25 protein-coding genes are annotated in these 24,688 nt (G+C 71.1%); 10 read left to right on the forward strand and 15 right to left on the reverse strand.

Features of this window, described 5'->3' with window-relative positions:
• Nucleotides 1-140: 140 nt before the first annotated feature.
• Nucleotides 141-332: a DUF397 domain-containing protein gene (locus SALPAC4_RS0117060; RefSeq protein ID WP_397537945.1), complete on the reverse strand. Its 192-nt coding sequence runs from the start codon at nucleotides 330-332 to the stop codon at nucleotides 141-143.
• Nucleotides 333-361: 29 nt separating this feature from the next.
• Nucleotides 362-1,198 carry a helix-turn-helix domain-containing protein gene (locus SALPAC4_RS0117065; RefSeq protein ID WP_027644326.1) on the reverse strand — a complete coding sequence of 279 codons (837 nt, stop codon included), beginning with the start codon at nucleotides 1,196-1,198 and terminating at the stop codon, nucleotides 362-364.
• A gap of 275 nt (nucleotides 1,199-1,473) precedes the next feature.
• Here SALPAC4_RS0117065 and SALPAC4_RS0117070 point away from each other — a divergent pair, with 275 nt between their 5' ends.
• From SALPAC4_RS0117070 to SALPAC4_RS0117080, 3 genes are read left to right on the forward strand one after another with little or no spacing between them, the layout of a single operon-like run.
• A complete protein-coding gene (locus SALPAC4_RS0117070) occupies nucleotides 1,474-1,797 on the forward strand; it encodes a DivIVA domain-containing protein (protein WP_018214633.1) in 324 nt (107 codons plus the stop codon).
• A complete protein-coding gene (locus SALPAC4_RS0117075) occupies nucleotides 1,794-2,054 on the forward strand; it encodes a hypothetical protein (protein WP_018214634.1) in 261 nt (86 codons plus the stop codon). Before SALPAC4_RS0117070 ends, SALPAC4_RS0117075 begins: the two co-directional genes overlap by 4 nt.
• Before the next feature lie 43 nt (nucleotides 2,055-2,097).
• Entirely contained in the window at nucleotides 2,098-4,131 is a 2,034-nt protein-coding gene (locus SALPAC4_RS0117080; RefSeq protein ID WP_019871348.1) for a hypothetical protein, read from the forward strand.
• 747 nt (nucleotides 4,132-4,878) lie between these two features.
• Here SALPAC4_RS0117080 and SALPAC4_RS0117090 read toward each other — a convergent pair.
• The gene (locus SALPAC4_RS0117090; protein ID WP_019871350.1) at nucleotides 4,879-5,313 is read right to left on the reverse strand and encodes a GNAT family N-acetyltransferase; all 435 of its coding nucleotides are present in this window, start codon (nucleotides 5,311-5,313) and stop codon (nucleotides 4,879-4,881) included.
• A gap of 210 nt (nucleotides 5,314-5,523) precedes the next feature.
• Here SALPAC4_RS0117090 and SALPAC4_RS0117095 point away from each other — a divergent pair, with 210 nt between their 5' ends.
• Both SALPAC4_RS0117095 and SALPAC4_RS0117100 read left to right on the forward strand, forming a co-directional pair.
• Nucleotides 5,524-7,335, forward strand: a complete 1,812-nt coding sequence (locus SALPAC4_RS0117095) for an ABC transporter ATP-binding protein (RefSeq protein ID WP_019871351.1) — start codon at nucleotides 5,524-5,526, stop codon at nucleotides 7,333-7,335.
• A gap of 195 nt (nucleotides 7,336-7,530) precedes the next feature.
• Complete coding sequence (locus SALPAC4_RS0117100) at nucleotides 7,531-7,914, forward strand: VOC family protein (protein ID WP_019871352.1); 384 nt, start codon at nucleotides 7,531-7,533, stop codon at nucleotides 7,912-7,914.
• A 102-nt stretch (nucleotides 7,915-8,016) separates the two neighbouring features.
• Here SALPAC4_RS0117100 and SALPAC4_RS0117105 read toward each other — a convergent pair whose 3' ends face one another.
• The 5 genes from SALPAC4_RS0117105 to SALPAC4_RS0117125 all read right to left on the reverse strand — a co-directional run bounded on the left by SALPAC4_RS0117105 (nucleotide 8,017) and on the right by SALPAC4_RS0117125 (nucleotide 14,773).
• Entirely contained in the window at nucleotides 8,017-8,823 is an 807-nt protein-coding gene (locus SALPAC4_RS0117105) for a hypothetical protein (protein ID WP_019871353.1), read from the reverse strand.
• A 383-nt stretch (nucleotides 8,824-9,206) separates the two neighbouring features.
• Nucleotides 9,207-11,273 (reverse strand): 3-hydroxyacyl-CoA dehydrogenase NAD-binding domain-containing protein, encoded by a 2,067-nt coding sequence (locus SALPAC4_RS0117110; protein WP_019871354.1) that lies wholly within the window; start codon nucleotides 11,271-11,273, stop codon nucleotides 9,207-9,209.
• A 55-nt stretch (nucleotides 11,274-11,328) separates the two neighbouring features.
• Nucleotides 11,329-12,525: a thiolase family protein gene (locus SALPAC4_RS0117115; RefSeq protein WP_027644327.1), complete on the reverse strand. Its 1,197-nt coding sequence runs from the start codon at nucleotides 12,523-12,525 to the stop codon at nucleotides 11,329-11,331.
• A gap of 104 nt (nucleotides 12,526-12,629) precedes the next feature.
• A complete protein-coding gene (locus tag SALPAC4_RS0117120) occupies nucleotides 12,630-13,985 on the reverse strand; it encodes an HRDC domain-containing protein (RefSeq protein ID WP_027644328.1) in 1,356 nt (451 codons plus the stop codon).
• 215 nt (nucleotides 13,986-14,200) lie between these two features.
• Complete coding sequence (locus SALPAC4_RS0117125) at nucleotides 14,201-14,773, reverse strand: DUF3000 domain-containing protein (protein ID WP_019871357.1); 573 nt, start codon at nucleotides 14,771-14,773, stop codon at nucleotides 14,201-14,203.
• Nucleotides 14,774-14,933: 160 nt separating this feature from the next.
• On the opposite strand from SALPAC4_RS0117125, the gene hemE reads away from it, so the two are divergent.
• The 3 genes from hemE to hemQ are packed head-to-tail and all read left to right on the forward strand — an operon-like array spanning nucleotide 14,934 to nucleotide 18,144.
• Entirely contained in the window at nucleotides 14,934-16,031 is a 1,098-nt protein-coding gene (gene hemE / locus SALPAC4_RS0117130; protein WP_020113524.1) for a uroporphyrinogen decarboxylase, read from the forward strand.
• Nucleotides 16,032-16,036: 5 nt separating this feature from the next.
• Nucleotides 16,037-17,446: a protoporphyrinogen oxidase gene (gene hemG, locus SALPAC4_RS0117135; RefSeq protein ID WP_019871359.1), complete on the forward strand. Its 1,410-nt coding sequence runs from the start codon at nucleotides 16,037-16,039 to the stop codon at nucleotides 17,444-17,446.
• Nucleotides 17,443-18,144 carry a hydrogen peroxide-dependent heme synthase gene (gene hemQ / locus SALPAC4_RS0117140; protein ID WP_019871360.1) on the forward strand — a complete coding sequence of 234 codons (702 nt, stop codon included), beginning with the start codon at nucleotides 17,443-17,445 and terminating at the stop codon, nucleotides 18,142-18,144. Before hemG ends, hemQ begins: the two co-directional genes overlap by 4 nt.
• 111 nt (nucleotides 18,145-18,255) lie before the next feature.
• Here the strand turns inward: hemQ and SALPAC4_RS0117145 are convergent, their stop codons facing one another.
• Entirely contained in the window at nucleotides 18,256-18,603 is a 348-nt protein-coding gene (locus SALPAC4_RS0117145) for a YybH family protein (RefSeq protein WP_019871361.1), read from the reverse strand.
• Nucleotides 18,604-18,779: 176 nt separating this feature from the next.
• Between SALPAC4_RS0117145 and SALPAC4_RS0117150 the strand changes: the two genes are divergently transcribed.
• Nucleotides 18,780-19,664 carry a LysR family transcriptional regulator gene (locus tag SALPAC4_RS0117150; RefSeq protein ID WP_019871362.1) on the forward strand — a complete coding sequence of 295 codons (885 nt, stop codon included), beginning with the start codon at nucleotides 18,780-18,782 and terminating at the stop codon, nucleotides 19,662-19,664.
• Nucleotides 19,665-19,700: 36 nt separating this feature from the next.
• Here the strand turns inward: SALPAC4_RS0117150 and SALPAC4_RS0117155 are convergent, their stop codons facing one another.
• The 6 genes from SALPAC4_RS0117155 to msrB form a co-directional block, all read right to left on the reverse strand.
• Entirely contained in the window at nucleotides 19,701-20,153 is a 453-nt protein-coding gene (locus SALPAC4_RS0117155) for a GNAT family N-acetyltransferase (protein WP_019871363.1), read from the reverse strand.
• On the reverse strand, nucleotides 20,137-21,048 hold the full coding sequence (locus tag SALPAC4_RS0117160; protein WP_019871364.1) for a cytochrome c biogenesis CcdA family protein: 912 nt from the start codon (nucleotides 21,046-21,048) through the stop codon (nucleotides 20,137-20,139). The genes SALPAC4_RS0117155 and SALPAC4_RS0117160 overlap by 17 nt, the downstream gene beginning before the upstream one ends.
• Nucleotide 21,049: 1 nt before the next feature.
• Entirely contained in the window at nucleotides 21,050-21,631 is a 582-nt protein-coding gene (locus tag SALPAC4_RS0117165) for a TlpA family protein disulfide reductase (RefSeq protein WP_019871365.1), read from the reverse strand.
• A gap of 140 nt (nucleotides 21,632-21,771) precedes the next feature.
• Entirely contained in the window at nucleotides 21,772-22,032 is a 261-nt protein-coding gene (locus tag SALPAC4_RS0117170) for a hypothetical protein (RefSeq protein WP_019871366.1), read from the reverse strand.
• A 149-nt stretch (nucleotides 22,033-22,181) separates the two neighbouring features.
• Nucleotides 22,182-22,742: a CGNR zinc finger domain-containing protein gene (locus tag SALPAC4_RS0117175; protein ID WP_027644329.1), complete on the reverse strand. Its 561-nt coding sequence runs from the start codon at nucleotides 22,740-22,742 to the stop codon at nucleotides 22,182-22,184.
• A 458-nt stretch (nucleotides 22,743-23,200) separates the two neighbouring features.
• On the reverse strand, nucleotides 23,201-23,611 hold the full coding sequence (gene msrB / locus SALPAC4_RS0117180) for a peptide-methionine (R)-S-oxide reductase MsrB (RefSeq protein ID WP_019871368.1): 411 nt from the start codon (nucleotides 23,609-23,611) through the stop codon (nucleotides 23,201-23,203).
• A 47-nt stretch (nucleotides 23,612-23,658) separates the two neighbouring features.
• Here msrB and ligD point away from each other — a divergent pair, with 47 nt between their 5' ends.
• Nucleotides 23,659-24,684 carry a non-homologous end-joining DNA ligase gene (gene ligD / locus SALPAC4_RS0117185; protein WP_019871369.1) on the forward strand — a complete coding sequence of 342 codons (1,026 nt, stop codon included), beginning with the start codon at nucleotides 23,659-23,661 and terminating at the stop codon, nucleotides 24,682-24,684.
• Nucleotides 24,685-24,688: the final 4 nt, after the last annotated feature.

Here is a 24,688-nt window from a genome sequence, read left to right on the forward strand (position 1 = left end):
GGATGCCGTGGTATGCCCCCAGGTATTCACGTTCCCTCCCGGCAAGGTCTCGATGCTCACCGCGAGACAGGGCGGACGGTAAAAGCAAGGCTGTCCGTCCGGGAGAGGGCGCGTAGCTGGTGGAGGTGGCCGCTACCGCGTCAGTGGCGCGAATCTTCGGCCTTGGTGGCTCGGATGAAGGTGGTCCAGGCCGCTGGCGAGAAGGTCAGGATCGGGCCGCTCGGGTCCTTGCTGTCCCGGAGCCCGACTATCCCCGCCAGGTCGGTCGCGACCTCGACGCAGTCGCCGGAGCCGTTGCTGCGAGTGCTCTTCCGCCAGGTCACGCAGGTCATGTCCAGCTTGCTCACCGCGCGCCATCCTCTCACCGCTCGTTGATCGCCTCCTGGATCAGGTCGCGGGACTCGCGAGCGCTGGCCGCCGTGGCGACCAGGTGCTCGAAGACCCGGCTGTACTCCCTGACCTGATGGCCTTCGAGATAGAGGCTACCCGCTCGCGTTTCGACGTAGACGACCCCCGAGTCCGCCAGCTCCGGGAAGCTCAGCACGCTGAACGCGCTGCCCATCGAACCGTATTCGCCGGCACCGAAGGTCAAGATCTGCACGGTGTTGCCGGGCCGGTCTGACTCCTCGATCAGCCTCCGTAGCTGAGTACGGAAGGCTTCGACGCCACCGACTGGTCGTCGTAGCGTCGCTTCGTCCAGCACCACCCAGAGCTTCGGCGAGTTGTCGGACTCCTGGCGGCGCATCCGCAACTCCACCCGACGGTCCACCTCCTCGCCGGAGGAGTCCGGGTGTTCGGCACGGATCACGGCGCGGGCGTAGTCGGCGGTCTGGAGCAAGCCGGGCACGAGTTGCGGTTGAAAGGCGCGAATCTCCGATGCCTCGGCTTCCAGCCCGACGTAGACCCCGAACCAGTTCGGCAGCACATCGTCGTACGCCTGCCACCAGCCGCGCTTGCGGGCGTCCCGGGCGACCTGGACGAGCGCGTCGATCTCCTCGCCCTCGACGCCGTATAGCTCAAGGAGGCCACGGGCGACCGGCGGCATCACCGAGACCTGGGCGTTCTCGATCCGGCTGAGCGCGGACTTCGAGATGCCGACCTCGTTGGCAGCCTGGTCGGCGGTCATGCCCGTCTGCTCGCGTAGGCGGCGCAGTGCAGCGGCCAATCGTCGACGACGGACAGTTGGGCTTCCAGTCATGGACGTCAGTGTGCCCGAACCGGATGAACGTCGCAACGATCCAGTTCCTAATCGGGAGTTGCGGAAAGGGTGCAGTTCGCTGCACGATGAGTGAGGTCCCGGATCTACTGAGTTACGAACGGTGTACGCGTCCGGGGCTACGCGGCTGGCTCTGCTGCCGTACTGCCGATCGGGGCTGCGGTGGCAGGTGCCGGGGTGGGTCCGCCGGTGCGGGGCGGGCCGGTGGGCCTACCCCTTCCACAGCTCAATTTCGACGGTGAGAGGCAGGTGCTGTCATGCGCGTCTTCTTCCGGCGTGCCGGGCGTCGTCGGCGATCGGTCCTCGGGCCGACCTGTTACCGCTCGGCGGCCTACGACCCGCTGTGGCCATGGCAGGTGCGGCAGCGGCGGTTCCGGTCCACGCGGCTGGGCCGGCGCGGGCTGGACCCGCAGGAGGTGGGGGAGTTCCTCGACCGGGTCGCCGGTGACCTGGCCGCTGTCTACGACGCGCTGGCCCGCAGCCGGCGGGAAACCGACCGGGTCAAGGACGCGCTGCGCCGCTGGCAGTCCGAGCAGGCCCGTGTCCAGTGGGCGGGCACGGATTCGGAGCCCCGGCGGTGACCGGCCGCTACGTCGTCCACCTGCCGGTGGTGGCCCGCGACCTCCCCGCCGCGCAGCGGCTGGCCCGGGTGCTGGCCCGCTGGGCGCTGGTGCTGCCACGGACCGACCCGGGGGAGACAACCGTGTCGGCCGAGGACGAACAGGACGTACGCCATCGGGTCTTCTGCGACCTGCCGCTGCCCGGCGGCCGACGCTGTCTGCTGCGGGACGGCCACGACGGTGCCTGCTCCCGCCGGCTCGGCGGTCGGCGGTCGTGACGGCGCGAAGGGGCCGCGCTCGAGTAGGCGAGAGGACCGAACGATGCTCGGAGTGATCGACTGCGACGAGTGCGACGGGCTGGGCTTCCGCGTTCGGCGCTGCGTCTGCGTCCAGGGCGGTGACCAACTCATTGTTGACGGGGACCGCTGCGCCGACCAGGCGTACGCCGACTGTCGGGTCTGCGGCGGTGACGGCAGCGTGGTTGAGCCCTGCGGTCGGTGCGGGCGTGCGGGGCGGCGGCGGGCGCAGCTCGTGGTCACCGTGGTCAACCTGGACACCGGGGCGGCGGCGTCGCGGCGGCTGCTGCCCGGCCGCCTCGAGCCGCCAGCCGGGCCCGACAGCATCACGCGGGCGCGGGACATCGTCACCGCGCTGGCCGCCACCGTCGGCGTGCGCGCGCTACGCCCGAGCTGGGGGCAGTGCGCCCTGGACGACCCGGTGTACTGGCTGCCCCAGCAGTGGCGGGCCGACCTGCCGACGCGGGAACGCCTGGTCTTGGAGGCCGAAGCCCTCGCCCAGCAGGAGTACGTGCCGTGGCGGGTCTACGTCGGACGGGGCACCGAGGCGCCGCCGCCCCCGGAACCCGGCCGCGAGCTGGCCCGGCTCTGCGAACTGGCCGACCTGCTCCACCTCGATCTGGTGGTGGAGGCTCGCCGTCAGCACGACATGGCGGTCTGGGCGATCCGCTACGAGCTGCCCGGCGGGCCGGTGCCGCTCGACCCGCGGGCCCACGCCCGGGACCTGCCCTCGGCGGTCGCCGCGACGACGTTCCGGGAGGCGCTGCGCGGGTTCGACGAGCGGGGGCGTGCGGCGCCCGCCCACACCGTGCGTCCGGTGCGAGCTGCCGGCGTAACACCGAGGGTGGACCTTGACCGGCTCGGCCGGGCCGTCCTCGCGGACCTGGCCGACGACGAGCCCGGCGCCCAGGCGGTCTGGCGCGACGGGCGCTGGTGGCATACCCCGTTGCGGCCCGCCGGCACCGTCGAGAAGCTGCACGAACGCGACACCGGCCAGATCGTTCGGTACGTGCGGCAGCTGGTACGTAGAGCCGTGGAGCCGCCCGACCCGGCCTGGTGGGGCGAGCCGGTCGCGCACCGCCCCTGCCCGGACTGCCGGCCCGGCACCCGGCTGCGCCGCTGCCACTGCCGAATCGGTGCGCCCGGCCCCGACCCGCAGTGCTCGCGCTGCTCCGGGGCCGGCTTCGCCCCGTCGGGTCTGGCCTGCTTCACCTGCCGCGACGGCGGTCGGATCCCGGCGGCGCTGACGGTGACCGTGACCGACCTGCGCCGGGTGCGCCACGAGACATGGCGCCCGGTCGCGGGGGAGTCGGCTCCGGTGGTCGGCTACCAGCCCAACGGCACCCCCGTGCACCAGCTACGCCCGCACTGGCGGCTGGCCCGCCACGCCGCCATCTTCGGGGTACGCCCGGCCGACCTCAGCCGCCTCGACGAGGAGCGGCCGGTCGACCAGGACCTGCTCCACGGCACGGTGACGGTCCACGACCCCGTCGTCGAGCCGGCCCGCCAGCACGTCGAGCGGGTCGGCGCCGGGCTGCCCGGAGCCCGACTGTTCGTGCTGGCCGCCGCGCCCGACGTACCGCCGCTGACCGACCTGTTGCGGCTCGCCCACGCGCTCGACCTTGCCGCCGTACTGACCTACTGTGATCACCGCCTCGACTCGGGCGACCCGACCAAGGTCCAGGGGGAACGGTGGGACCTCCGCCTCACGGCCCGGGACGCGCCGCTCGGGGCGGAATCTCCGTTCTGCGCCAGCGTCGAACTCGCCCTGGCCCGGTGCGTCGAGTACCTCGACAGCCACCTGCTCGCCGCCGTTCCCCGGGAGCCGGAGCGGCCGGTGCCCGCGCCGCAGGCGGCACCGTCGCCCCCGGTGGCGGACCCGACCGCGCTGCTGCGGCAGGTCGGTCGGCACTACGCCGGGCAGCCGGTGCTGGTGTCGTTCGACCGGGCGGGCTGCCGGCTCTGGCTGGCCGAGGGGGACCACGTCCAGCCGCTTGCCCGAGCCACCACCCTCGACGCCGCGGTCTCCGCCCTGCGGTTGCCGGGGTGGGAGCACTAGACGAGCGGTTCCGAAGTCAGGGGGCCATGGGCGAGCACGTCGAGATGGCCCGTCACGCAATCGCCTGCTCATTCACACTCTCGGATGCCGTCGCCTAGCCCGAATGCCACAATGTCGTAGTGGAGGGCTTCCGGTGTGCGAGCTGCGGGAACACGCTGAGCGTCCCGGTCCGGTTGGTGGAACTGCCGGAGGGGCTGCACTGGTCGCTCCTGGATCACCATCACGTGAACCCGCCGCTCCTCAACCCCGGCACCTATGCGATCGACGAGGCCGGGTACGGCCATGATCAGGTCGTCGGGACCTTCGTACTGTCACCCGGCGACGTACGCGGGACACGCTTCGTCCACGACCTCGTTCAAACGGGCTGCTGGTCCATGGTTGGGTGGAATCCGTGTGTGGCCTGCGAGGCCTGTGGTGCCCTGGTCGCCTCCCGGACGGATGACTGCGGGGTGGCCCAGGAGACGCGCTTCTACCCAGCGATGGTCGTTCGGGAGCCGTGTGACGATGGGCCTGATCGCGCCACGGATCCTTTTGTGCTGATCGCCGACTGGGACAGCCCTGCACCCGACACCAGACGACATGGCTGGGTGCCCAAGCCGACCCGCCCACGTCCTGAACTCGTTGCGACCCGCTGGGGCGGCCGGGGTGTTAAAGCGCGTCTCTTTCGAGACGATCCGCCAGCCTGACGCGCGGGCCGATGTCGGACCTCGCGGGTCGGCGTGGGCTGCTACCCGCCATTAGCCACGTTCACCGGTTGTCGAGCTGCATCCACCGGTCCGGCTGTGCGAGCGGATCGAAGCCGAGCTTGGCGTACACGCCGTGCGCGTCCCTGGTGCCCAGCAGGATGCGGTGTACGCCGAACTCCGCGAGATGGTCGCGGACCGCACCGGTGAGCCAGGTGCCCAGCCCACGCCCGCGCGCGGCGGGCTCGATGTAGACATCGCAGAGCCAGGCGAAGGTGGCCCGGTCGGTCACCGCCCGGGCCACCGCTACCTGGCGCCCGTCCTCCGGCCGGTAGACGCCGAAGCCGATCGAGCCCGCGAAGGCGCGCTCCACGGTCGCCCGGTCTCGCCCCCGGGCCCAGTACGCGTCGGTGGAGAGCCAGTGGTGGACCAGGTCAAGGTCGAGCCGCTCGGGCGCGGTGCTGAGCAGGTAGCCATCGTCTCGGGTCAGGGTGATCATCGGCCCGATGCTACTCGCCGCTTTCTACCGCTTCAGCAGCCAGTTCTTTCGTCCTGGTCTGCCGGAGCGACCGAAAACCGGTTGCGGTGCACCGGCTGGCGCCCGCTAGCCTCGGCGCGCATCGACATCAGGCGGGCTACCGGAGGAGAGATCCGATGACAACACCAGGCGGTCTTTGGCTTCCCTCTTTCCTTCCTGCCTGGAGTCTTCGTGTTCCGCCTCTTCGAGAACGCCGCCGATCCCTTCGGTACCGATGAGCCCGCTGACGCACCGCAGCGGGTCCTGCCCTACCTGATCTCCGAGTTCCGGCCGCTGCGGTGTGTCCTCACCGCCAGCCTGCTCGCCACCGTCGTCAGCGCCGCCGTCGAGCTCTGGCTCATCGCCTACGCCGGCCGCCTGGTTGACACGCTCGCCGGGGCCGACCCGGCGACGCTGTGGCAGACCCACGGCGTGGAGCTGTGCCTGGTCGGAGCGCTGATCCTCTTCGCCCGCCCGCTCCTGCACCTGTTCAACGAGGGCCTGGACGACATCGCCTTCCGGCCCAACGCGCGCACCCGCGCGCTCTGGCGTGCACATCGGCGGGTCTCCCGGCAGCCGGTCGGCTGGTTCCGCGAAGACCTCTCCGGTCGCATCGCCACCCGGGTGCGGGAAGGCTCGGCGGCCGCGGCCATGGCGACGTACAACTTCGTGCACACGCTCGTCTTCGTCTTCGTCTACATCCTCGGGTCGATCTGGTTGCTGGGCTCCGTCGACCCACGCCTCACCCTGCCGCTGGCGGTGTGGATCCTGCTCTACGCCGGGCTGATGGCGTACGTCGTGCCGCGCTACCGCGCCGCCGCCGAACACCATCAGGATGCGGACTCGGCGGTCACCGGTCTGCTGGTCGACTCGTACGCCAACGTCGACACGCTTGCGCTGCTCGGTGTTCCGGCCGCGGACGACCGGGCCGTCTTCGCCGCCGAGCGCGAGGCCCGGCTGCGGGTGGAGCGGCTCGAAGTCACCATGAACGTCGGGATGATGTGCCTCAGCGGGATCCTGATGGTGGGGCTGATCGGGTACGGCATTCTGCTCTGGCAGGCCGGTGCCGCCCCCATCGGCCTGGTCGCCGCCACCCTGGCGCTGACCTTTCGGATGACCGCGATGGCGGAGTGGCTGCTCGACGGTGTCTCGGCACTCTTCGGGCATCTCGGCACCCTGCGCCGCGCGCTGCGGACGATCGCCCAGCCACCAGCGGTCACCGACCGCCCCGACGCGGGGGCTCTTGCCATACGCAGCGGTGCCATCCGGATCACCAACGTCAGTCACCACTACGGCACGGGCAGCGGTGGGCTGGACGGGCTCAGCCTCGAGATCGCCGCGGGTGAGAAAGTCGGCATCGTCGGGCGTTCCGGCGCCGGAAAGTCCACACTCGTCAATCTGATTCTGCGGTTCTTCGACCCGGAGGTGGGCACCATCGAGATCGATGGTCAGGACATCGCCGCGGTGACCCAGCGGAGTCTGCGGCGGCAGATCGCCATGGTGACCCAGGAGGCCACGTTGTTGCACCGGTCCGTCCGGGACAACATCGGCCTGGCCGCAGCCGGGGAAGAGAGCATCGTCGCGGCGGCGCGACAGGCGGCGGCACACGACTTCATCAGCACGCTGTCTGACCAGGAAGGCCGTACCGGCTACCACGCGCATGTCGGCGAACGAGGGGTCAAGCTCTCCGGCGGCCAGCGTCAGCGCATCGCCCTCGCTCGTGCCATCCACAAGGATGCGCCGATCCTCATCCTGGACGAGGCGACCAGTGCCCTCGACTCCGAGATCGAAGCGGTGATCCAGGAAACCATGGACAAGGTCATGGCTGGCCGTACGGTGATCGCCGTCGCGCACCGACTCTCCACCATCGCCCGGATGGACCGGATCGTCGTACTCGACCAGGGGCGAGTCGTCGAGGACGGTACGCACGCCGAACTGCTCAGCCGCGACGGCCGCTACGCCGCCCTGTGGGCGAGACAGGCTGGTGGCTTTCTCGGACGGTGACCGCACGAGCGGATGTGCCTCCGGAACGCGAGCCCAAAATGGGTTGCCTCCGGCTGGTGACGATGTGAATATCTCTCCGTCAGCCCGAGGGTGAAAGGGGGTGCGTCGATGCTCACCAGAAGCTGTTCCGCGCCCCGCCACCCGCATCGCTGACAGCCTGCGCGGGGCGTCTCCCACCCGAACTGAGGAGAGACCGTGACCGCACGTTTCCACAACATCTGCGTCGACTGCCGCGACGCGTACGCTTTGGCAGGCTTTTGGGCCCAGGTTTTCGGGTGCCCTCCGCCCACCGAGGAGCACTCCGGTGACGCCGAGATCAGCCTGCGGCCCGAGGGTGGGCCGGAGCTGTTGTTCCTGGCTGTCCCCGAGGACAAGGCGGTGAAAAACCGCCTGCACCTCGACCTGGAGCCAACCGATCGGACCCGGGCCCAGGAGGTCGCCCGGCTGATCGAGATCGGAGCGACGCACGTCGCCGACCACACCCGCCCGGACGGCTCAGGCTGGATTGTGCTCGCCGACCCGGAGGGCAATGAGTTCTGCGTCCTGCGCAGCGTCGCTGAGCGCCGCCAGCACGACTGATCGGGCTCGCGCGCGACTCGCTCGTTGGGGCCGCCGAGGTTGGTGGCGATCGTCACCGTTGAGGCGGCCCCACCCCACCGTCCCGGAGGGTGGGGACCGGCCTCAGGAGCGCTTCTCGATCTCCGCTCGGATGTCGACGAAGTTGGAGCGGGCCGTGCTCGCGGACTCGGAGAACATCACGATCATGCCGACGCTGCCCTTGTCCGCCCAGGTGCAGACTCCGAGCGGGATGTCCGAGGCGCTCCCGTCACCACATTTCGCGACGCCGCCGAGCGGGTCGGTGGAGACCGTGGACATCTTGCGCACGTTCAGGTCCGACGCGAGCTCCTCAACGGTGGCGTCCAGCTCCTGGGTCGGGTTGAGGACGAAGCCCGAGGCGGCGGCGACCATGATGATGTCCTCATCCTCGAAGCTGCCGTAGAAGGCCCCGACCGTGCTGTTCCCGCTGCTGACCTTGGCTTCCAGCTCCTCCACCAGCTCGTCGGCGAGGGCCTTCAGCTCCGAGTCGGTGCTCCTGGACCGACCGTCGAGTGACTTTGGTGCGACGAGGCGGATCTGTGGCTCGGGGCTGGGTTCGGGGCTGGGCTCGGCTGAGGGGGTCGGTTCAGCACTTTCGGCGGCTTGCGGCGTGCCGGTCGAGGGCGGGGCGGCGACCGGGGGCGGTGCCGGGCTGTCTCCGCCGGAACGGGTGAGGTAGGCGAGGCCACCCAGTGCGAGCACGAGCAGGCCGGCCAGACCGAGCGAGAGCAGCAGGGTGGACCGTGCCGGCCGGTGGGACGCCGGGGCCGCGGAATCGGACGGGGCGGCGGGGTCACCCGTCTCCGTTGGCTGCCGGTCGTGGTCAGCCAGATCGGGTTCGGCCGGAGGGATCGGCGGGATAGCGCTGTGCACCAGGGTCGGCTCATCCATCGTGGCCGACCAGTTGGGAGGGACTGGTGTGGCGGGAGGGGGCGGTGTGGAGACCGGGGCCGACCAGGAGAGCGGGGCTGGGGTGGGGTCGAGTGGGGGCGGGGGCCGCCAGCCGTCCGGTCGCGGTTCGGGGGGCTCCGGACGCGCGTGCCGGGCTGCCCGCGGCCGCGAGGCCGGCGGCGGATAGCTGGGCTGGGCACCGTGCTCCGGCGGGCCGGACCAGGGATCGACCGGTGAGGACATGACAACGCCTCCAGGCGAGGGTGCTGGCGGCTGATGCTAGCCGGTCGGGGACCCGGGCCACGGGACCGACCCCCGCCGGCCAGAGACGAATCGCGGTGGCCGCCCGAGGGCGGCCACCGCGATCATGGGGAAGGGGCAGGTCAGGCCGGGAGGCTGGCGACACCGGCCGGCAGGAACCGCTTGCCGGTGACCCGTTCGGTGGTGCCGGAGCGGTCCAGGTACGGCGTGATGCCGCCCAGGTGGAACGGCCAGCCGGCGCCCAGGATCAGGCACAGGTCGATGTCCTGCGCCTCGGCGACCACGCCCTCGTCGAGCATCAGCTGGATCTCCTGCGCCAGCGCGTCGAGTGCGTTCTGCCGGACCTGCTCGGCGGTGAGCGGTTGGTCGCCGACCACCAGCAGGTTGGCCACCTCGGCGTTGATCTCGTCATCGATGACAATCGGTTTGCCGGCCTCGGCGATCCGCTTGAGGTTCTCGCTGACCCCGAAGCGGTCCGGGAAGGCCGCGTGCAGGATGCCACCGACGTGGTGCGCCACCGCCGGCCCGACCAGCTGCAGCAACGCCAGTGGGCGCATCGGCAGGCCCAGCGGATCGAGCGCGTTGTTCGCCACCTCCAGCGGGGTGCCGGCGTCCACCGCGGCGAACACCGTGCCCAGGAAACGGGTCAGCAGCCGGTTGACCACGAACGCGGGAGCGTCCTTCACCAGCACGCTCGACTTTTTCAGCTGCCTGCCGACCGCGAAGGCGGTGGCCAGGGTGGCGTCGTCGGTCCGCTCGCCGCGGACGATCTCCAGCAGCGGGAGCACGGCGACCGGGTTGAAGAAGTGGAAGCCGACCACCCGCTCCGGGTGCTCGAGGTCCGCGGCCATCGCCGTCACCGACAGCGACGACGTGTTGGTGGCCAGCACCGCCTCGGGCTTGACGATCTTCTCCAGCTCGGCCCAGACCTGCTTCTTGACGTTGAGGTCCTCAAAGACGGCCTCGATGACGAAGTCCGCGTCGGCGAAGACGGACTTGTCGACCGATCCGCTCACCAGGCCGTACAGCTTGGCGGCGGTGCCCTTGTCCATCCGGCCCTTGCTGACCGACTTCTCGATCTGTTCGTGCACATAGGCCACGCCCTTGTCGACCCGGGCCTGGTCCAGGTCGGTCAGGACGACCGGCACCTGGAGACGGCGGGCGAACAGGAGCGCGAGCTGGCTGGCCATCAGGCCGGCGCCGACGATGCCGACCTTGGTCACCGGCCGGGCCAGGTCCCGGTCGGGCGCCCCGGCCGGACGCTTGGCCCGCCGCTGCACCAGGTCGAACGCGTAGAGGCCGCTGCGCAGCTCCGGTGAGAAGACCAGATCGGCCAGGGCCTCGTCCTCGGCGGCGGTGCCGGCGGCGAAGTCCGCCTCCTTGGCCAGGCCGAGTAGTTCCAGGGCCCGGTTGGCGGAGGGGACGGCGCCGTGCAGGCGGGCTTCCAGGGTCTGCTTGGCGAAGAAGAGGACGCCGTCCCACATCTCCCGGTCGACCTCGGGCCGGGTCACGGTGTGCTCGCCGCGGACCACACCGGCGGCCCACTCCAGGGACCGCTCGAGGAAGTCCGCCGGCTCCAGCAGGACATCCGCGAGGCCCATCTCCGCCGCCTGCTTCGGCTTGAGCATCTTGTTCTGCATCAGCGGGTTCTGGATGATCACCTGGGTCGCCGCCGGGATGCCGACCAGGTTCGGCAGCAGCTGGGTGCCGCCCCAGCCCGGGATGATACCGAGCGAGACCTCGGGCAGGGCGAGGGCCGCCGCGCCGGCCGACAGCGTCCGGTAGTGGCAGTGCAGGGCCAGCTCCAGGCCGCCGCCCATGGCCGCGCCGTTGACGAAGGCGAAGGTCGGAACGTCGCTGTCCTTGAGCCGGGCGAAGACCCGGTGGCCGAGCTGCCCGATCTCCAGCGCCTGTGCGCGGTCGGTGAGCAGCGGTAGGCCGGTGAGGTCCGCTCCGACGCAGAAGATGTAGGGCTTACCGGTCACCGCGACGAACGCCGGCTTCGCCGCGTGGGCTGCCGTGATCGCCTCGTCCAGGCTGGTCAGACCGCCGGGCCCGAGGGTGTTCGGCTTCTTGTGGTCGAAGCCGTTGTCCAGCGTGATCAGGGCGGCGGGGCGGTCCAGGCCCGGTACGTCCACCAGGCGCAGCAAGGCCTTGGTGACGACCTCGTTCGGTGCCGCGATGCTCACTGTGCCTCCTCCGTTCGGGACTGCGGGACGCACTGGCTCGACCCGTTGCTCGCGCTCACTTGGCTCCACCCTCCCAGTGCGGGTTCTCCCAGATCACGGTGCCGCCCATGCCGATGCCGATGCACATGGCGGTGAGGCCGTAGCGGACCTCCGGGTGCTCGGCGAAGTGCCGGGCGAGCTGGGTCATCAGCCGGACGCCGGAGGAGGCGAGCGGGTGGCCGATGGCGATCGCGCCGCCCCACGGGTTGACCCGCGGGTCGTCGTCGGCGATGCCGAAGTGGTCGAGGAAGGCGAGCACCTGGACCGCGAAGGCCTCGTTCAGCTCGAACAGGCCGATGTCGTCGATGGTCAGGCCGGCGATGCGCAGCGCCTTCTCGGTCGACGGGATCGGGCCGATCCCCATCACCTCGGGCTCGACGCCGACGAAGCCGTAGGAGACCAGCCGCATCGCGACCGGCAGACCCAGCTCCCGCGCGGTCTCCTCGGCGACGAGCAGGCTCGCCGTGGCGCCGTCGTTCAGCCCCGCCGCGTTACCGGCGGTGACCTTGCCGTGTGGGCGGAACGGCGTCTTGAGGGTGGCGAGCTTCTCCATCGAGGTGTCCCGCGGCGCCTCGTCCACGGTGGCCAGACCCCAGCCGGTCTCCGGGTCCCGGATCGCCACCGGCACCAGGTCGTCCTGGAGTTTGCCGTTGGCGTACGCCTTGGCGGTCTTCTGCTGGGAGGCGAGCGCGAACGCGTCGGTGCGCTCCTTGGTGATGTGCGGTACCCGGTCGTGCAGGTTCTCCGCGGTGGCGCCCATGACCAGGGCGGACTGGTCAACCAGTCGCTCCGCGACGATCCGCGGGTTGGGGTCGACTCCCTCGCCCATCGGGTGGCGGCCCATGTGCTCGACCCCACCGGCGATGGCGACGTCGTACGCGCCCATGGCGATGCCGCCGGCGACCGTGGTCACCGCGGTCATCGCGCCCGCGCACATCCGGTCGATGGCGAAGCCGGGCACGGTCTTGGGGAGGCCGGCCAGGAGCGCGGCGGTCCGGCCGATGGTCAGGCCCTGGTCGCCGATCTGGGTGGTGGCGGCGACGGCGACCTCCTCGACCCGCTCCGGCGGCAGCTGCGGGTTGCGGCGCAGCAGCTCGCGGATGCAGCGGATCACCAGGTCGTCGGCGCGGGTGTTGGCGTACATGCCCCCCGCTTTGCCGAACGGGGTGCGGACGCCGTCAACGAAGACGACATCCCGAACTTCACGGGGCACTTGAGCCTCCTAGCCGGTTAGCCGGACTGGCGTTTTCTCGGATGCTACTTGTCAGTAACCAACTGGAGTACCACCCCCTGTGTGGCCCAGCCCACATCCGTGGCTCAGGTTGCGGCCGGCGGTGGGCCGACCAGGGCCCGGGTCAGGTCTGACTGCAGCAGCGTGATCTGCCACTCGCGCGCACCCAGGCCCCGCAGGGTCTCCGCCACGGTGGCCTCGGTGATCTCCTCGGGCGGGACCCAGGCGAGGCGGCGAATCGAGTCCGGGGCGATCAGGTTCTCCGGTGGCAGGGTGTGCGCGCCGGCGGTCCCGACGACCACCTCCCGACAGCGGGTCAGCCGGGCCGCCGCGACCGGGTCCCGCTCGGCCCACCGGTGCGGCGGCGGCGGACCCTCGACCGTCGGCGCGACCGGCAGCGCCTCCGCTGGCAACTCCCGGGCATCGTCCAACGCCGCCAACCAGGTACGGGCCAGCCGGCGTACCGAGCGACCGCCGAAGCCCGGCAGGGTCAGCAGCGTCTTCTCGTCCCGCGGATCCAGCTCGGCGGCGGCGACGATCGCCGAGTCCGGCAACACCCGTCCCGGCGCCGCGTCGCGGCGTGCCGCGATCTGATCCCGGGCGTACCACAGGGACCGCACCCGGGCCTGCGCCCGCGCCCCGCGGACCCGATGGATGCCCGAGGTTCGGCGCCAGGGGTCGGCGCGGACCCGGGGCGGGCGGGCGCCATTGCGGACCAGCGCGGCGAACTCCTCGGCCGCCCACTCGGCCTTGCCCTGCCGGGTCAACTCGGCGTCGAGCGCGTCCCGGAGCTCGACCAGCAGCTCCACGTCCAGGGCGGCGTAGGTCAGCCAGGACTCCGGTAGCGGCCGGCTCGACCAGTCCGCCGCCGAGTGGTGCTTCTCCAGGCTGAAGCCGAGCAGGTTCTCGGTCAGCGCGGCGAGCCCGACCCGCTCGAAGCCGGCGAGTCGGGCGGCCAGTTCGGTGTCGAAGAGCCGCCGTGGCCGCAGACCCAACTCGGCCAGGCAGGGAAGGTCCTGACTGGCCGCGTGGAGCACCCACTCGGCCTCGCCGATGGCCTCGTCCAGACTGGTCAGCTCCGGCAGTGGCAGCGGGTCGATCAGGGCGGTGCCGGCGCCGGCGCGGCGCAGCTGCACCAGGTACGCCCGCTGGCTGTACCGGTAGCCAGAGGCGCGTTCGGCGTCCAGCGCCACCGGGCCGGTGCCCTGGGCGAAGCGGGCCACGACCTCGGCCAACTCCGCCGGGGTGCTCACCGGCTGGGGGGTGCCCTCGCCGGGCGCGGTCAGCGGGGTGGGGCCGTCCTCGGCGTCGCGCCGGGTGGTAGCTGGGCCACCAGCGGTCGGGTCAACGTCCGTGTCCCCAGACCGGATTAACGGCGGGTGCGGTGTGTCTCCCGTACGGTTTGCGGCAGCCCGACGGGGTAGGGGTGGTTCGTCGGTCACCCGACAACCCTATTGCGCTACCCGATCGGGCGGGGACAGCCGGTCCAGTGCGTGTCGGGAGTCGGCCGGTTTGGTTGAGCACACCGCGCAGGCGAAGCGTGCTGCCACGGATACGGTCCGTATGCCAGGTGTTCGTAGCAGTCGAACGGGGAGGCGGGGAGGCCGTGCCGGCGGGTGGCAGCGGCGTTCAGGCCGTGTCGGCGGGGCAGCGGCGTTCAGGCCGCGCCGGCGGGGCGGCGCTCGGGGAGTGCCGTCACCCCGGGCGGCGGGAGGCCGGCGGTCGAGGCGAGCAGGGTGCACCAGGCGTGCAGATGTGGCACGAGCTGGTCGTCCACCGGCGTCCAGGAGGCCCGGATCTCGACATCGCCGGCGGCGGGCGGCCCGGCCAGGTCACCGAATCGGGTCGACATGGTCTGCGTGACCGTCCCCCCGATCGCCCGGTGCCGGGCCTGCCGCACCTGGAGGGCATCGGTCAGCCAGGTCCAGCCGACCTCCGGTAGCAGCGGATCGGCGGCCAGGTCCACTTCGAGCTCGGCGGTGACGTACGTGACCAGTCGTAGCGTGCCCTGCCACGCCTCGTGCCCGGCGGGGTCGTGGAGGAGGATCAGGCGTCCGTCCGCCACCTCGTCGTCGTCCCGGAGGACGGTCGCGGCGAGCGCGAAGGCGAAGGGGGCCAGCCGTTGGGGGGCGCCAACCTCCTCCAGCCGGATCTCCGCCCGGGTGGTGGCCGATCGTAGCCCGTCAACCGCGCGGGCGAACGTCTCCGGGAGCGCGGTCGGAGGGGTCATCACTGAAGCGTAAGCGCCGCTGCCTCGGTCGATTCGGCGGCACGCCGGGAACCGGAGCGGTGGCGACCGCTCCAGCCCAGAATGTCGCTTTCTCGGCGCGGATCACACGAAGTGACGGCGACGGCGGGGTGGGGCGGGCGGCGTGGCACGATGGGCGACGATGAGCACCGACACCACGGGCGCAGCCGCCCGAGACGAGGGGCCTCGCCCCGGCGATCCGGCCGACTCCCCCTTCGTTCGGGCGTGCCGGCGTAAGCCCGGCCCGCACACTCCGGTCTGGTTCATGCGGCAGGCGGGCCGCTCACTCCCGGAGTACCGGAAGATCCGAGCGAACGTGGCGATGCTGGAGTCCTGTCGCCGGCCGGAACTGATCACCGAGATCACCCTCCAGCCGGTGCGCCGGCACGGGGTTGACGCGGCGATCCTCTTCAGCGACATCGTGGTGCCGGTCGCCGCCGCCGGGGTGGCGCTGGACATCGTCCCGGGCACCGGCCCGGTGGTAACCGATCCCGTCACCACCGCGGCGGACGTGGAGCGGATCCGGCTGATCAACCGCGACGATGTCCACTACGTGGACGAAGCGGTCCGGATGCTCGTCGGGGAGCTGGGCGCGACCCCGCTGATCGGCTTCGCCGGCGCCCCGTTCACCCTCGCCAGCTACCTCGTCGAGGGGGGCCCGTCGCGCAACCACACGAAGACCAAGGCCCTGATGTACGGCGATCCGGACCTGTGGCACGCCCTGGCCAGCCGGCTCGCCGAGGTGACGCTGGCGTTCCTGAAGGTGCAGATCGACGCCGGCGTCTCCGCCGTGCAGCTCTTCGACTCCTGGGCCGGTGCCCTCTCCGAGGCCGACTACCGCCGGTACGTGCTGCCGCACTCGCAGGCGGTCCTCGCCGGCCTCGCCGACGCCGGCGTTCCCCGGATCCACTTCGGGGTGGGCACCGGGGAGCTACTCACCGCGATGGGCGAGGCCGGTGCCGACGTGGTCGGCGTTGACTGGCGTACGCCGTTGGATGTCGCCAGCCGCCGGGTCGGCCCGCAGCGGGCAGTGCAGGGCAACCTGGATCCGTGCCTGCTGTTCGGCCCGTGGCCGGTGCTTGAGGCCGAGGTCCGGCGGGTACTGGCGCAGGGGCGTGCCGCGCCCGGGCACATCTTCAATCTTGGTCACGGAGTGCTGCCGGAGACCGATCCGGAGGTCTTGACCCGGTTGGTGGCCCTGGTCCATGAGTTGACCACGCACACAGACAGAAGGAGCTGAGGGGCATGGCGACGCCGTGGCGGATCGCGGTGGTCGGCGGGGGCATCGCCGGCCTCGCCGCCGCCGTCCAGTTGCGGGATTACACTCCCGCCGGCACCGAGGTGACGGTCTACGAGCGCGGCGACTCCCTCGGGGGCAAGCTGCGCACCGGCGAACTGGCCGGCGCTCCGGTGGAGTTCGGCGCGGAAGCGTTCCTGATGCGCGACTCCGGCGGTGGGGAGTCGGCCGCGGTAACCCTGATTCGCCGGGTCGGGCTGGCCGACGACATCGTCCACCCCACCGTCGGGCAGGCGGCGCTCCTGGTCGGCGGTGAGCTGCAGCCGTTGCCCCGAGGCACGCTGATCGGCGTCCCCGGGGACCTCGCGGCGGTGGCGGCGGTGGCCCGTCCGACGGGGGAGGCCGACGTGGACACTGGTCGGCCGTTGCTTCCCCCCGGCGCGGACATCACGGTCGGCGAGCTGGTTCGGGCCCGACTTGGCGACGAGGTCGTTGACCGGCTGGTCGAGCCGATGCTCGGCGGCGTCTACGCCGGCCGCGCCGACGACCTCTCCCTGGCCGCCACCATGCCCGCGCTGACCCGGGCCGCCCGGGTCGAACACACCCTGGTCGGCGCGGTCCGCGCGGCGCAGGCGGCGGCGCCGCGGGCACCCGGGAGCCCGTTCTTCGGCACCCTGGCCGGTGGCCTCAGCACCCTGGTTGAGGCTGCCGCGTCGACCAGCGGCGCCACGATTCGGCGGAACGCGACGGTCCGGGCGCTGACCCCGGCCGGCGCCGGCTGGCAGCTGACCGTCGGCCCGAACGGCGACGCGGAGCAGGTCCACGCCGACGCCGTGGTGCTGGCGGTGCCGGCCCGGCCGGCGGGGCGACTGCTCGCCGAGGCCGCCCCGGCCGCGGCCGAGAACGTCGGCGACCTGGCCTACGCCAGCGTCGCCCTGGTCACCCTCGCGTTGCCGGCGACGGAGCTGCCCGAGCTCTCCGGCCTCCTGGTCCCGACCGGCGAGGGGCTGCTGATGAAGGCGTCCACCTTCTTCACCACCAAGTGGGGGCACCTGCGTCGGCCCGACGGGTTGACCCTGGTCCGCGCCTCGATCGGCCGGTACGGGGACGAGGCGCAGCTGCAGCGCCCCGACGGGGAACTCGTCGATACCGTGCACCGGGAGCTGTCGGCGGTACTCGGCGCCGAGCTTCCCGCGCCGGTCGCCACACACGTGCAGCGCTGGGGTGGGTCACTGCCGCAGTACGCGCCGGGCCACCTGGACCGGGTGGCGTCGGCGCGGGCGACGCTGCGGGCGCAGCGGCCAACCCTCGCGCTGGCGGGAGCCGGCTACGACGGCGTCGGGATTCCGGTCTGTATCCGTTCCGGCGCGGCGGCGGCCGACGAGATCATCACTGCACTGAAGGGTTCCGGGATATGACCGAGCAGACCAACGCGGCCCGGCTGAACGAGCTGAACGCGACGATCCGGTACACGATGTGGTCGGTGTATCGGGCGAACAACGCCCTGCCGTCACTACGCGAGAACGTCACCGCCGAGGTGACCGCCTTCTTCGACGAACTGGCCGGCGAGGACGTGACCATTCGGGGCACCTACGACGTGGCGGGACTGCGCGCCGACGCCGACCTGATGATCTGGTGGCACTCCTCGTCGAGTGACGCGCTCCAGGACGCGTACCTGCGGTTCCGCCGTACCACGCTGGGGCGTTCGCTGACCCCGGTCTGGTCCCAGCTCGGGCTGCACCGGCCGGCGGAGTTCAACAAGAGCCACGTCCCGGCGTTCCTCGCCGGTGAGCAGGCCCGGGACTATCTCTGCGTGTACCCCTTCGTCCGCTCGTACGAGTGGTATCTGTTGCCGGATGCGGAGCGGCGGGAGCTGCTGGCCGAGCACGGCGGGATGGCCCGCGGCTACCCCGACGTGCGGGCCAACACGGTCTCCTCGTTCGCCCTCGGCGACTACGAGTGGTTGCTCGCCTTCGAAGCCGACGAGCTGCACCGCATCGTTGACCTGATGCGGGACCTGCGGGCCTCCCGCGCCCGCCGGCACGTCCGGGAGGAGGTCCCGTTCTACACCGGCCGTCGCCGCGCGATCGCCGACATCATCGCCAGCCTGCCCTGATCGTGGTGTCCTCCCCACCCGGCGGTACGGCAGCGGCCCGGCCGGTTCAGCCGTTCTGGCAGCCGAGGGGCACCGGCTGACCGCCGGGTGGGGGTGGGGCGTCCGGGGGAGTCAACCCGAGGTGGGCGTGGTGAACTCCGGCTGGTCGAGCACGCGCAGCCAGGACCCGTCGGGTTGGCGACGAACGACCTGCGCCCGAGCACCCGCGCCGTCGCTCGGCGGCGTCGAGGTGAGGGCGAGGTCGCCGCAGACCAGCGTGGGCAGCGGCGCTTCCGGGGTGAAGTGTGGCCGGTTGGCGAGCACCTTCTCCCACCGGGCTTGGATCGCCGCGCGCCCGACAGTCTGGTCGCCGGGCGGGTAGGCCATGACCGCGTCCGGTTCGTAGAGCGCGGCCACACCCGCGGCGTCGCCGGCGTTGGAGCGTTCGACGAACAGCCGGGTGAGGTCCTCGGGCTGCATGGCTTTCGTGCGGTCCGACACGGTGTTCCTCTCGATGTCTTCTGCGGAACTAAGCGTTCATTCGATGTTTCTGCGGAGCGAAGCGTCTCGCTCGGCGCTTGCCCGCGAACCAAGCGTGCCTTCGGCGGCATCAGAAGTCCAACAGATGATTTTTATGAGAGCTAGAATCTCTAGTTATGGAATTGAGGCAGCTGGAATACTTCGTCGCAGTCGCCGAGGAAGCCAGCTTCACTCGTGCCGCCGAGCGGGTACGGATCAGCCAACCCGGAGTGAGCGCCCAGATCCGCGAGCTCGAACGCGAACTCGGCACCACCCTCATCGACCGCTCCACCCGTACGGCGAGCCTCACCGATGCCGGCCGGGCCGCACTCGAACACGCCCGGGCCGCCCTCGCCTGTTCTGACGCGATGAAACAGGCGGTCGGCGACGTGGTCGGACTCATCCGCGGTCGCCTCACCGTCGGGATGGTCATCGGATGCACGATCACGCCGTTCTTCGACGCCCTGGCGGCGTTTCACCACGCGCACCCCGGCGTGGAGATCACTCTGCTCGAGCACCACTCGGCCCGGCTCCTCCGGGACGTCCAGGCCGGTGCTGTCGATCTCGCTCTCATCGGCACCGCCGATCCCACGCCGGCCGGGTCGAACACCTTCACGATCATCAGCGAACCACTCGTCGCCCTCGTCCCACCCGGGCATCTTCTCGCCAGAGAAGCGGCCGTGACCGTGGCCGCCCTCGCCGACCACCCGCTGGTGTGCATGCCCGAGGGCACCGGCATCCGTACCGTCCTGGACCGGGCCTGCACCCGGCACCGAGTCCGGCCGACCATCAGCGTCCAGGCCAGCGCCGCGGACGCCATCGCCGACCTCGCCACCCGCGGGCTGGGCGTGGCCATCCTCACCGAGTCCATGTCGCGGCACTACCAGGGTCGCCTGATCGCGCTGCCGGTCGTCGACATCGACGAGCCGGCCCTGCTGTCCCTGGTCTGGAGCGGTACGCGGAGTCCAGCCCTCGATCGGCTGGTCCGGCACTGCCGCGACACCCTCGCTACCGGGCCGTGATTCCAGCCTCCGGCCCGGTAGCGATCCGCGGTGTGGCTACGTCGCCGGTGTGTCCCGGCGCATCGGCGTGTGCAGGATGCCGTCCTCGAGGTACTCCGGCCCGGTGACCGTGAACCCGTGTCGGGTGTAGAAGTCGACCAGCTGTGACTGGGCTTCCAGGGTGCACGGGCGTTCGCCGACCTCGACGAGGGCAGCGGTCATCAGCTGGCCCGCGTACCCCGCGCCGCGCGCCTCCTTCGCCACCACCACCCGGCCGATCTGTCGCCGGCCATCCGGAGCGGCCAGGATCCGCAGGTACGCCACCGGCGTCCCGGCCTGCTCCAGCCAGAGATGGCGGGTGCCCGGCTCCACGTCCCGGCCGTCCAGCTCCGGGTACGGGCACTCCTGCTCCACCACGAACACGTCCACGCGCAGCCGGAGCAGGTCGTGGAAGGCGCGGGCGGACAGGTCGGCGAAGGAGGCGGTCCGGAGCTCAGCGATGGGCGGCATCCTGTGATGGTAGGTCGCTGCCCGGTGCCGGCTGCCGGGCGGCGGAGCGCCGCCGGCGGAGCAGCGTGCCGGAGACCGCCGCCGCGAGCAGCGCGGCGACCACGGCCCCGATCGTCCACGGGCCCAGTCCGTCCACCCACCCGCTGATCGTGGTCTGTACCCGACCGGCCGCGTCGATCACCGGGTCGTTGACGTCACCGCCGGCGAAGAGCCGGATCTCGTACCAGCCGTACCAGGCGACGTAGCCACCGGTCAGCACCAGGAGCAGGCCGGCGATGCGGCCGAGCAGCGGCCCGGCCCGTCGGGTGCGCCGGACCAGAGACTCCCGGGCCAGCGCGACCGCGAGTGCGGCGGCGCCGACCATCAGCCCCATCCCGACCGCGTACGCGACGAAGAGCCCGACCCCGGCGAGCGGGCTGCCCGCCCGGAACCCGGCGACCACCACGGCCAGGAACGGTCCGATGGTGCAGCCGAGGGAGGCGATCGCGTAGGCCGCACCGAAGAGGACCATCGATCCGAAGCTGCGCCGGACCTCGGGGCCGTTGGCGATCCGGGGAGCGAAGGTCGGTAGCGCCCGGCCGGCGACGAGCCAGCCGCCGGTGGCGACCAGGGCGAGCCCGATCGCGACCGACACCCAGGGCAGGCGGCTGGCCAGGGCGTCGGCGGCCGGGCCAGCGAGGAGCCCGAACCCACCGAAGACGGCGACGAAGCCGAGGGTCATGGCGGCGGTCAGGGCCAACGCCCGTCCCACCGGCGCGAGTGGCCCCCGGCCGTCCGCCGGGCCGTCCCCCAGCACCAGCATCGACAGGTACGCCGGCAACAACGCGAAGCCGCACGGGTTGACGGCGGCGAGCAGCCCGGCGCCGAGCGCGAGACCGTAGGGGGCGTCAACCATGTCAGGTCAGCTCCGCGACCCGCTCGCGGAGGTCGGTCTCGGAGAGCGAACCCTTGTGGACGACCTTGCCGGTGGAGTCCAGCAGCACGTAGTACTGCTGGGAGACCACCTCGAACCGCTGCCACACCTCGCCCGCGTCGTCGGCCAGCTGCGGGAAGCCCTCGATGCCGGTGTCTTGAGCGAATCGGCGCATCGCGTCGTCACCGCTGCCGAGCCCGGCCACCCCGACCACGTTCACCCGGTCGGCGTTCTCCTGCTGCACGGCCGCCACCGAGTCGGCCTCACCCCGGCACGTGGGACACCAGGCGGCCCAGAACCAGAAAACAGTGGGCTTGCCGGCGAGGCTGGCCCCGGTGAAGGCGTCACCGTCAATGGTGCGGGCGGTGAAGTCGAGGGTCTGCGGCACCTCGGGTGCCGGCTCGCCGGTCGGGCTCGCCGTGGTGGTGGCGGGCGCGCTGGTGGAAGCGGTCGTCGGGGCGGGGGTGGGCTCAGCATTCGCCGCGGTGTCCTCGGAGCTCCCGCAGGCGGAGAGCGCCAGAACGAGGGTCAGTGCGATTGGGATTGACCGGGTCATGGTGCGCATGTCCGGATGTTAGCCCGCTGCGGCACCGAGTCTTCTTACCGCTCGCTAACGTCGGCGGCTCGAACTCCACAACGGCTGTCTCCGCCCCGGACCCACTACCGGGAGTGGCCAACCGCTCCTGCCCTGCTGTCCCTGTCCGCTCAGGACGGGCGGGCGCCGACCGAGTCGCGGACCTGGGCGCCCTCGGATCCCTCCTTGATCCGGGCACAGTTCGCGCAGCAAAAGAAGCGGCCGGACACCTCGACGCCGTGGCCTACGATCTTGACCTGGCAGTTTTCGCAGATCGGCGCCAGCTTGTGCGCGGCGCACTCGAAGCTGTCGAAGGTGTGCACGTCGCCGCTGATCGTACGCACCTCAAACGTCAACCAGTAATCGTTCTCGCAGACCTCACAGGTCGCCATGCTATTCCCCCGAAGTATGGATTCCTGAGGTAAGCGTTAACCATCCAATCCGGGCCGGCAACCGGAATCGGTAAACCAGGTGCGGACGGTCGGCCTTGGTGCGCGCGGGCGACGGGCGGGTGTCCCGCTCGTCCGGATGGTGGGGCTGTTCACTCCACGGATGGGCGGGTGTCCTTGCGCCGACGGTCGCGGTACGACCTGGTCTTGTTGCGGTTGCCGCAGACATTCATTGAACACCACGTCTTCGATGCGTTCTTGGAGCGATCATGGAATACCTCTCCGCAGGTCTCCTCATGACAGATCTTGATCCGTCGCCACGTGCCGTCCTGCTCAGCGCGGACTATTGCGCTGAGCACGTTCGCGAGCATTTCGGCCACGCCACCGTGGACGGACACGAGTTGAGCCGTATGGCCGCTAAACGAGGCGCGTAGGGGAATGCGCGCGGCAAGACTTTCCAGGTGGGCGCGGGCGCGCCTGATGCCGGTCTCGTCGCTGTCGTGGCGGGCCTGTAGCTCGTTCCGTAGGGCGGTCCGGAGTTGAACCGCGAGATCAAGCTCTGCCGCGCTGGGGTCGCCGGTTGACTGCGGGAAGCCGTGGACAGCCAGCCAGTGGCCGAGGCGCGCCGGCGACCCGAGGTCATCTCGCCCGGACTCCGGGTCTACCGAGTCGCCGAACGCTACGACGAGCTCGAGGTCGCGCGGGTACTCCACTAACACTTCCCAACACCGTTGAAACGGTTTGACTGGTTGCGTGCATGATACTACAGTCGGCCCGACACCAGCAAAACTATTTTACTAGTGTCGGAGGGGTGGTATGTATCCGTTGTTTCTCATCGCTACCGCCGAGCAGCAGCACGCCGCGCTCCTAGGCAAAACGCAGCTGCCTGCAATAGCGGCCCGCCGGCGCGCCTGGCGCCTCCGACTGGGGCGGCAGCTCATCAAGCTTGGGGAAGCGATCTTGGCCGAGCCCGGAGGAGGAAACGTCTCCCCGCGCGGAATCGCCTGTTCCAATCGGGGCCCAGCGTGACGTTGCGGTGGCTTGACCTGCTCGACCAGGCCAAAGCGACCTACCTCCCGGGCTAGAGCCTTGGTCGACGCCGGAGTCGATAGCCGTATCCGTTCCGGTCACGGCCCTCTCGAACGCCGGGCAGCCGCTCCGGTTGGTGCCGTCAGGAGTCGTGCGGCTTCAGCCGGAGGGACACCGAGTTCACACAGTGCCGGGTGTCCTTCGGGGTGAAGCCCTCACCGGTGAAGACGTGCCCCAGGTGACTGTCACAGCGGGTGCAGCGGATCTCCGTCCGGACCATGCCCATACTCCGGTCCTCGATCTCCCGAACCCGACCGGGAATGGCGTCGTCGAAACTCGGCCAGCCGCAGTGCGAGTCGAACTTCGCATCGCTGGGGAACAGGTCCAGGCCGCAGGCGCGGCAGTGGTAGACCCCCGGGGTTTTGGTGTTCACGTACTCGCCGATCCCGGGGGCCTCGGTGCCGTGCTCCCGCAGCACCCGGAACTCCTCGGGGCTCAGCCGGACCCGCCACTCGTCCTCGGTGCGGGGCAGTTCACTGTCGTCAAGACTCACCCGCCAACGGTACGTCGAAGGTCGTAGCCATCGCATATGGTCGCGCCATGGGTGGCACGAGGGCCGCAGCCGAAGAGATCGAGGTCGCCGGGCATCACGTCCGGTTGAGCAGCCCCGAGCGGGTGGTCTTTCCACAACGGGGCTTCACCAAGGCCGACGTCTTCCACTACTACCTCGCCGTCGGCCCGGGCATCATGCGGGCGCTCGGCGAACGGCCGACCACCCTGCAACGCTTCCCGGAGGGGATCGAGGGGGAGGCCTTCTTCCAGAAGCGGGTGCCGGCCCGCGGCGTGCCCCCCTGGCTTCGCACCGCGCAGATCAGCTTTCCCAGCGGGCGGAAAGCGGCCGAGCTCTGCCCGGCTGATCTGGCTCACGTGGCGTGGGCAGCCCAGATGGGCACCGTGGTCTTTCACCCGTGGCCGGTGCGTGCCCGCAACCCGGACCACCCCGACGAGCTGCGGATCGACCTCGACCCGCAGCCCGGCACCGACTTCGCCGACGCGGCGGAAGCGGCGGCCGAGCTCCGCGAGATCCTGGCCGAGCTGGGTGTCCCAGGTTGGCCGAAGACCTCCGGCGGTCGAGGGGTGCACGTCTACCTGCGGATCCAGCCGCGCTGGACCTTCGTCGAGGTTCGTCGGGCGACCATCGCCCTGGCCCGGGAGTTGGAGCGGCGCCGCCCCGACCTGGTCACCACCGCGTGGTGGAAGGAGGAGCGCGGCACGCGGGTCTTCGTCGACTACAACCAGATGGCCCGGGACCGGACGATCGCGTGCGCCTACTCGCTGCGGGCCAACGCCCGCGCCACCGCCTCCGCTCCGCTGGCCTGGGACGAGCTGGCCGACGCCGAACCGGACGACTTCGACCTTCGTAGCGTGCCGGCCCGGCTGGCCGAGCGCGGCGACCCGCACGCCGGCATCGATGACGCCGCCTGGGACCTCACACCCCTGCTGGACTGGGTCGAGCGGGACGCCGCCAACGGTCAGGGCGACCTGCCCTACCCACCGGAACACCCCAAGATGCCCGGCGAGCCGAAGCGGGTGCAGCCGTCCAAGGACCGCGACCGTCCCCGCTGAGCCG

The organism is Salinispora oceanensis, from assembly GCF_000383575.1.
Classification (GTDB): domain Bacteria; phylum Actinomycetota; class Actinomycetes; order Mycobacteriales; family Micromonosporaceae; genus Micromonospora; species Micromonospora oceanensis.

Coding starts and splice junctions, on each gene's coding strand:
- SALPAC4_RS0117160 (WP_019871364.1), bottom strand. CDS start 21,048: ATGGTTGACGCCCCCTACGGTCTCGCGCTCGGCGCCGGGCTGCTCGCC.
- SALPAC4_RS0117065 (WP_027644326.1), bottom strand. CDS start 1,198: ATGACTGGAAGCCCAACTGTCCGTCGTCGACGATTGGCCGCTGCACTG.
- SALPAC4_RS0117090 (WP_019871350.1), bottom strand. CDS start 5,313: ATGATCACCCTGACCCGAGACGATGGCTACCTGCTCAGCACCGCGCCC.
- SALPAC4_RS0117080 (WP_019871348.1), top strand. CDS start 2,098: ATGCTCGGAGTGATCGACTGCGACGAGTGCGACGGGCTGGGCTTCCGC.
- SALPAC4_RS0117125 (WP_019871357.1), bottom strand. CDS start 14,773: ATGACCCCTCCGACCGCGCTCCCGGAGACGTTCGCCCGCGCGGTTGAC.
- ligD (WP_019871369.1), top strand. CDS start 23,659: ATGGGTGGCACGAGGGCCGCAGCCGAAGAGATCGAGGTCGCCGGGCAT.
- SALPAC4_RS0117170 (WP_019871366.1), bottom strand. CDS start 22,032: ATGGCGACCTGTGAGGTCTGCGAGAACGATTACTGGTTGACGTTTGAG.
- SALPAC4_RS0117105 (WP_019871353.1), bottom strand. CDS start 8,823: ATGGATGAGCCGACCCTGGTGCACAGCGCTATCCCGCCGATCCCTCCG.
- hemG (WP_019871359.1), top strand. CDS start 16,037: ATGGCGACGCCGTGGCGGATCGCGGTGGTCGGCGGGGGCATCGCCGGC.
- SALPAC4_RS0117070 (WP_018214633.1), top strand. CDS start 1,474: ATGCGCGTCTTCTTCCGGCGTGCCGGGCGTCGTCGGCGATCGGTCCTC.
- SALPAC4_RS0117150 (WP_019871362.1), top strand. CDS start 18,780: ATGGAATTGAGGCAGCTGGAATACTTCGTCGCAGTCGCCGAGGAAGCC.
- SALPAC4_RS0117165 (WP_019871365.1), bottom strand. CDS start 21,631: ATGCGCACCATGACCCGGTCAATCCCAATCGCACTGACCCTCGTTCTG.
- hemQ (WP_019871360.1), top strand. CDS start 17,443: ATGACCGAGCAGACCAACGCGGCCCGGCTGAACGAGCTGAACGCGACG.
- SALPAC4_RS0117145 (WP_019871361.1), bottom strand. CDS start 18,603: ATGCAGCCCGAGGACCTCACCCGGCTGTTCGTCGAACGCTCCAACGCC.
- SALPAC4_RS0117155 (WP_019871363.1), bottom strand. CDS start 20,153: ATGCCGCCCATCGCTGAGCTCCGGACCGCCTCCTTCGCCGACCTGTCC.
- hemE (WP_020113524.1), top strand. CDS start 14,934: ATGAGCACCGACACCACGGGCGCAGCCGCCCGAGACGAGGGGCCTCGC.
- SALPAC4_RS0117060 (WP_397537945.1), bottom strand. CDS start 332: ATGACCTGCGTGACCTGGCGGAAGAGCACTCGCAGCAACGGCTCCGGC.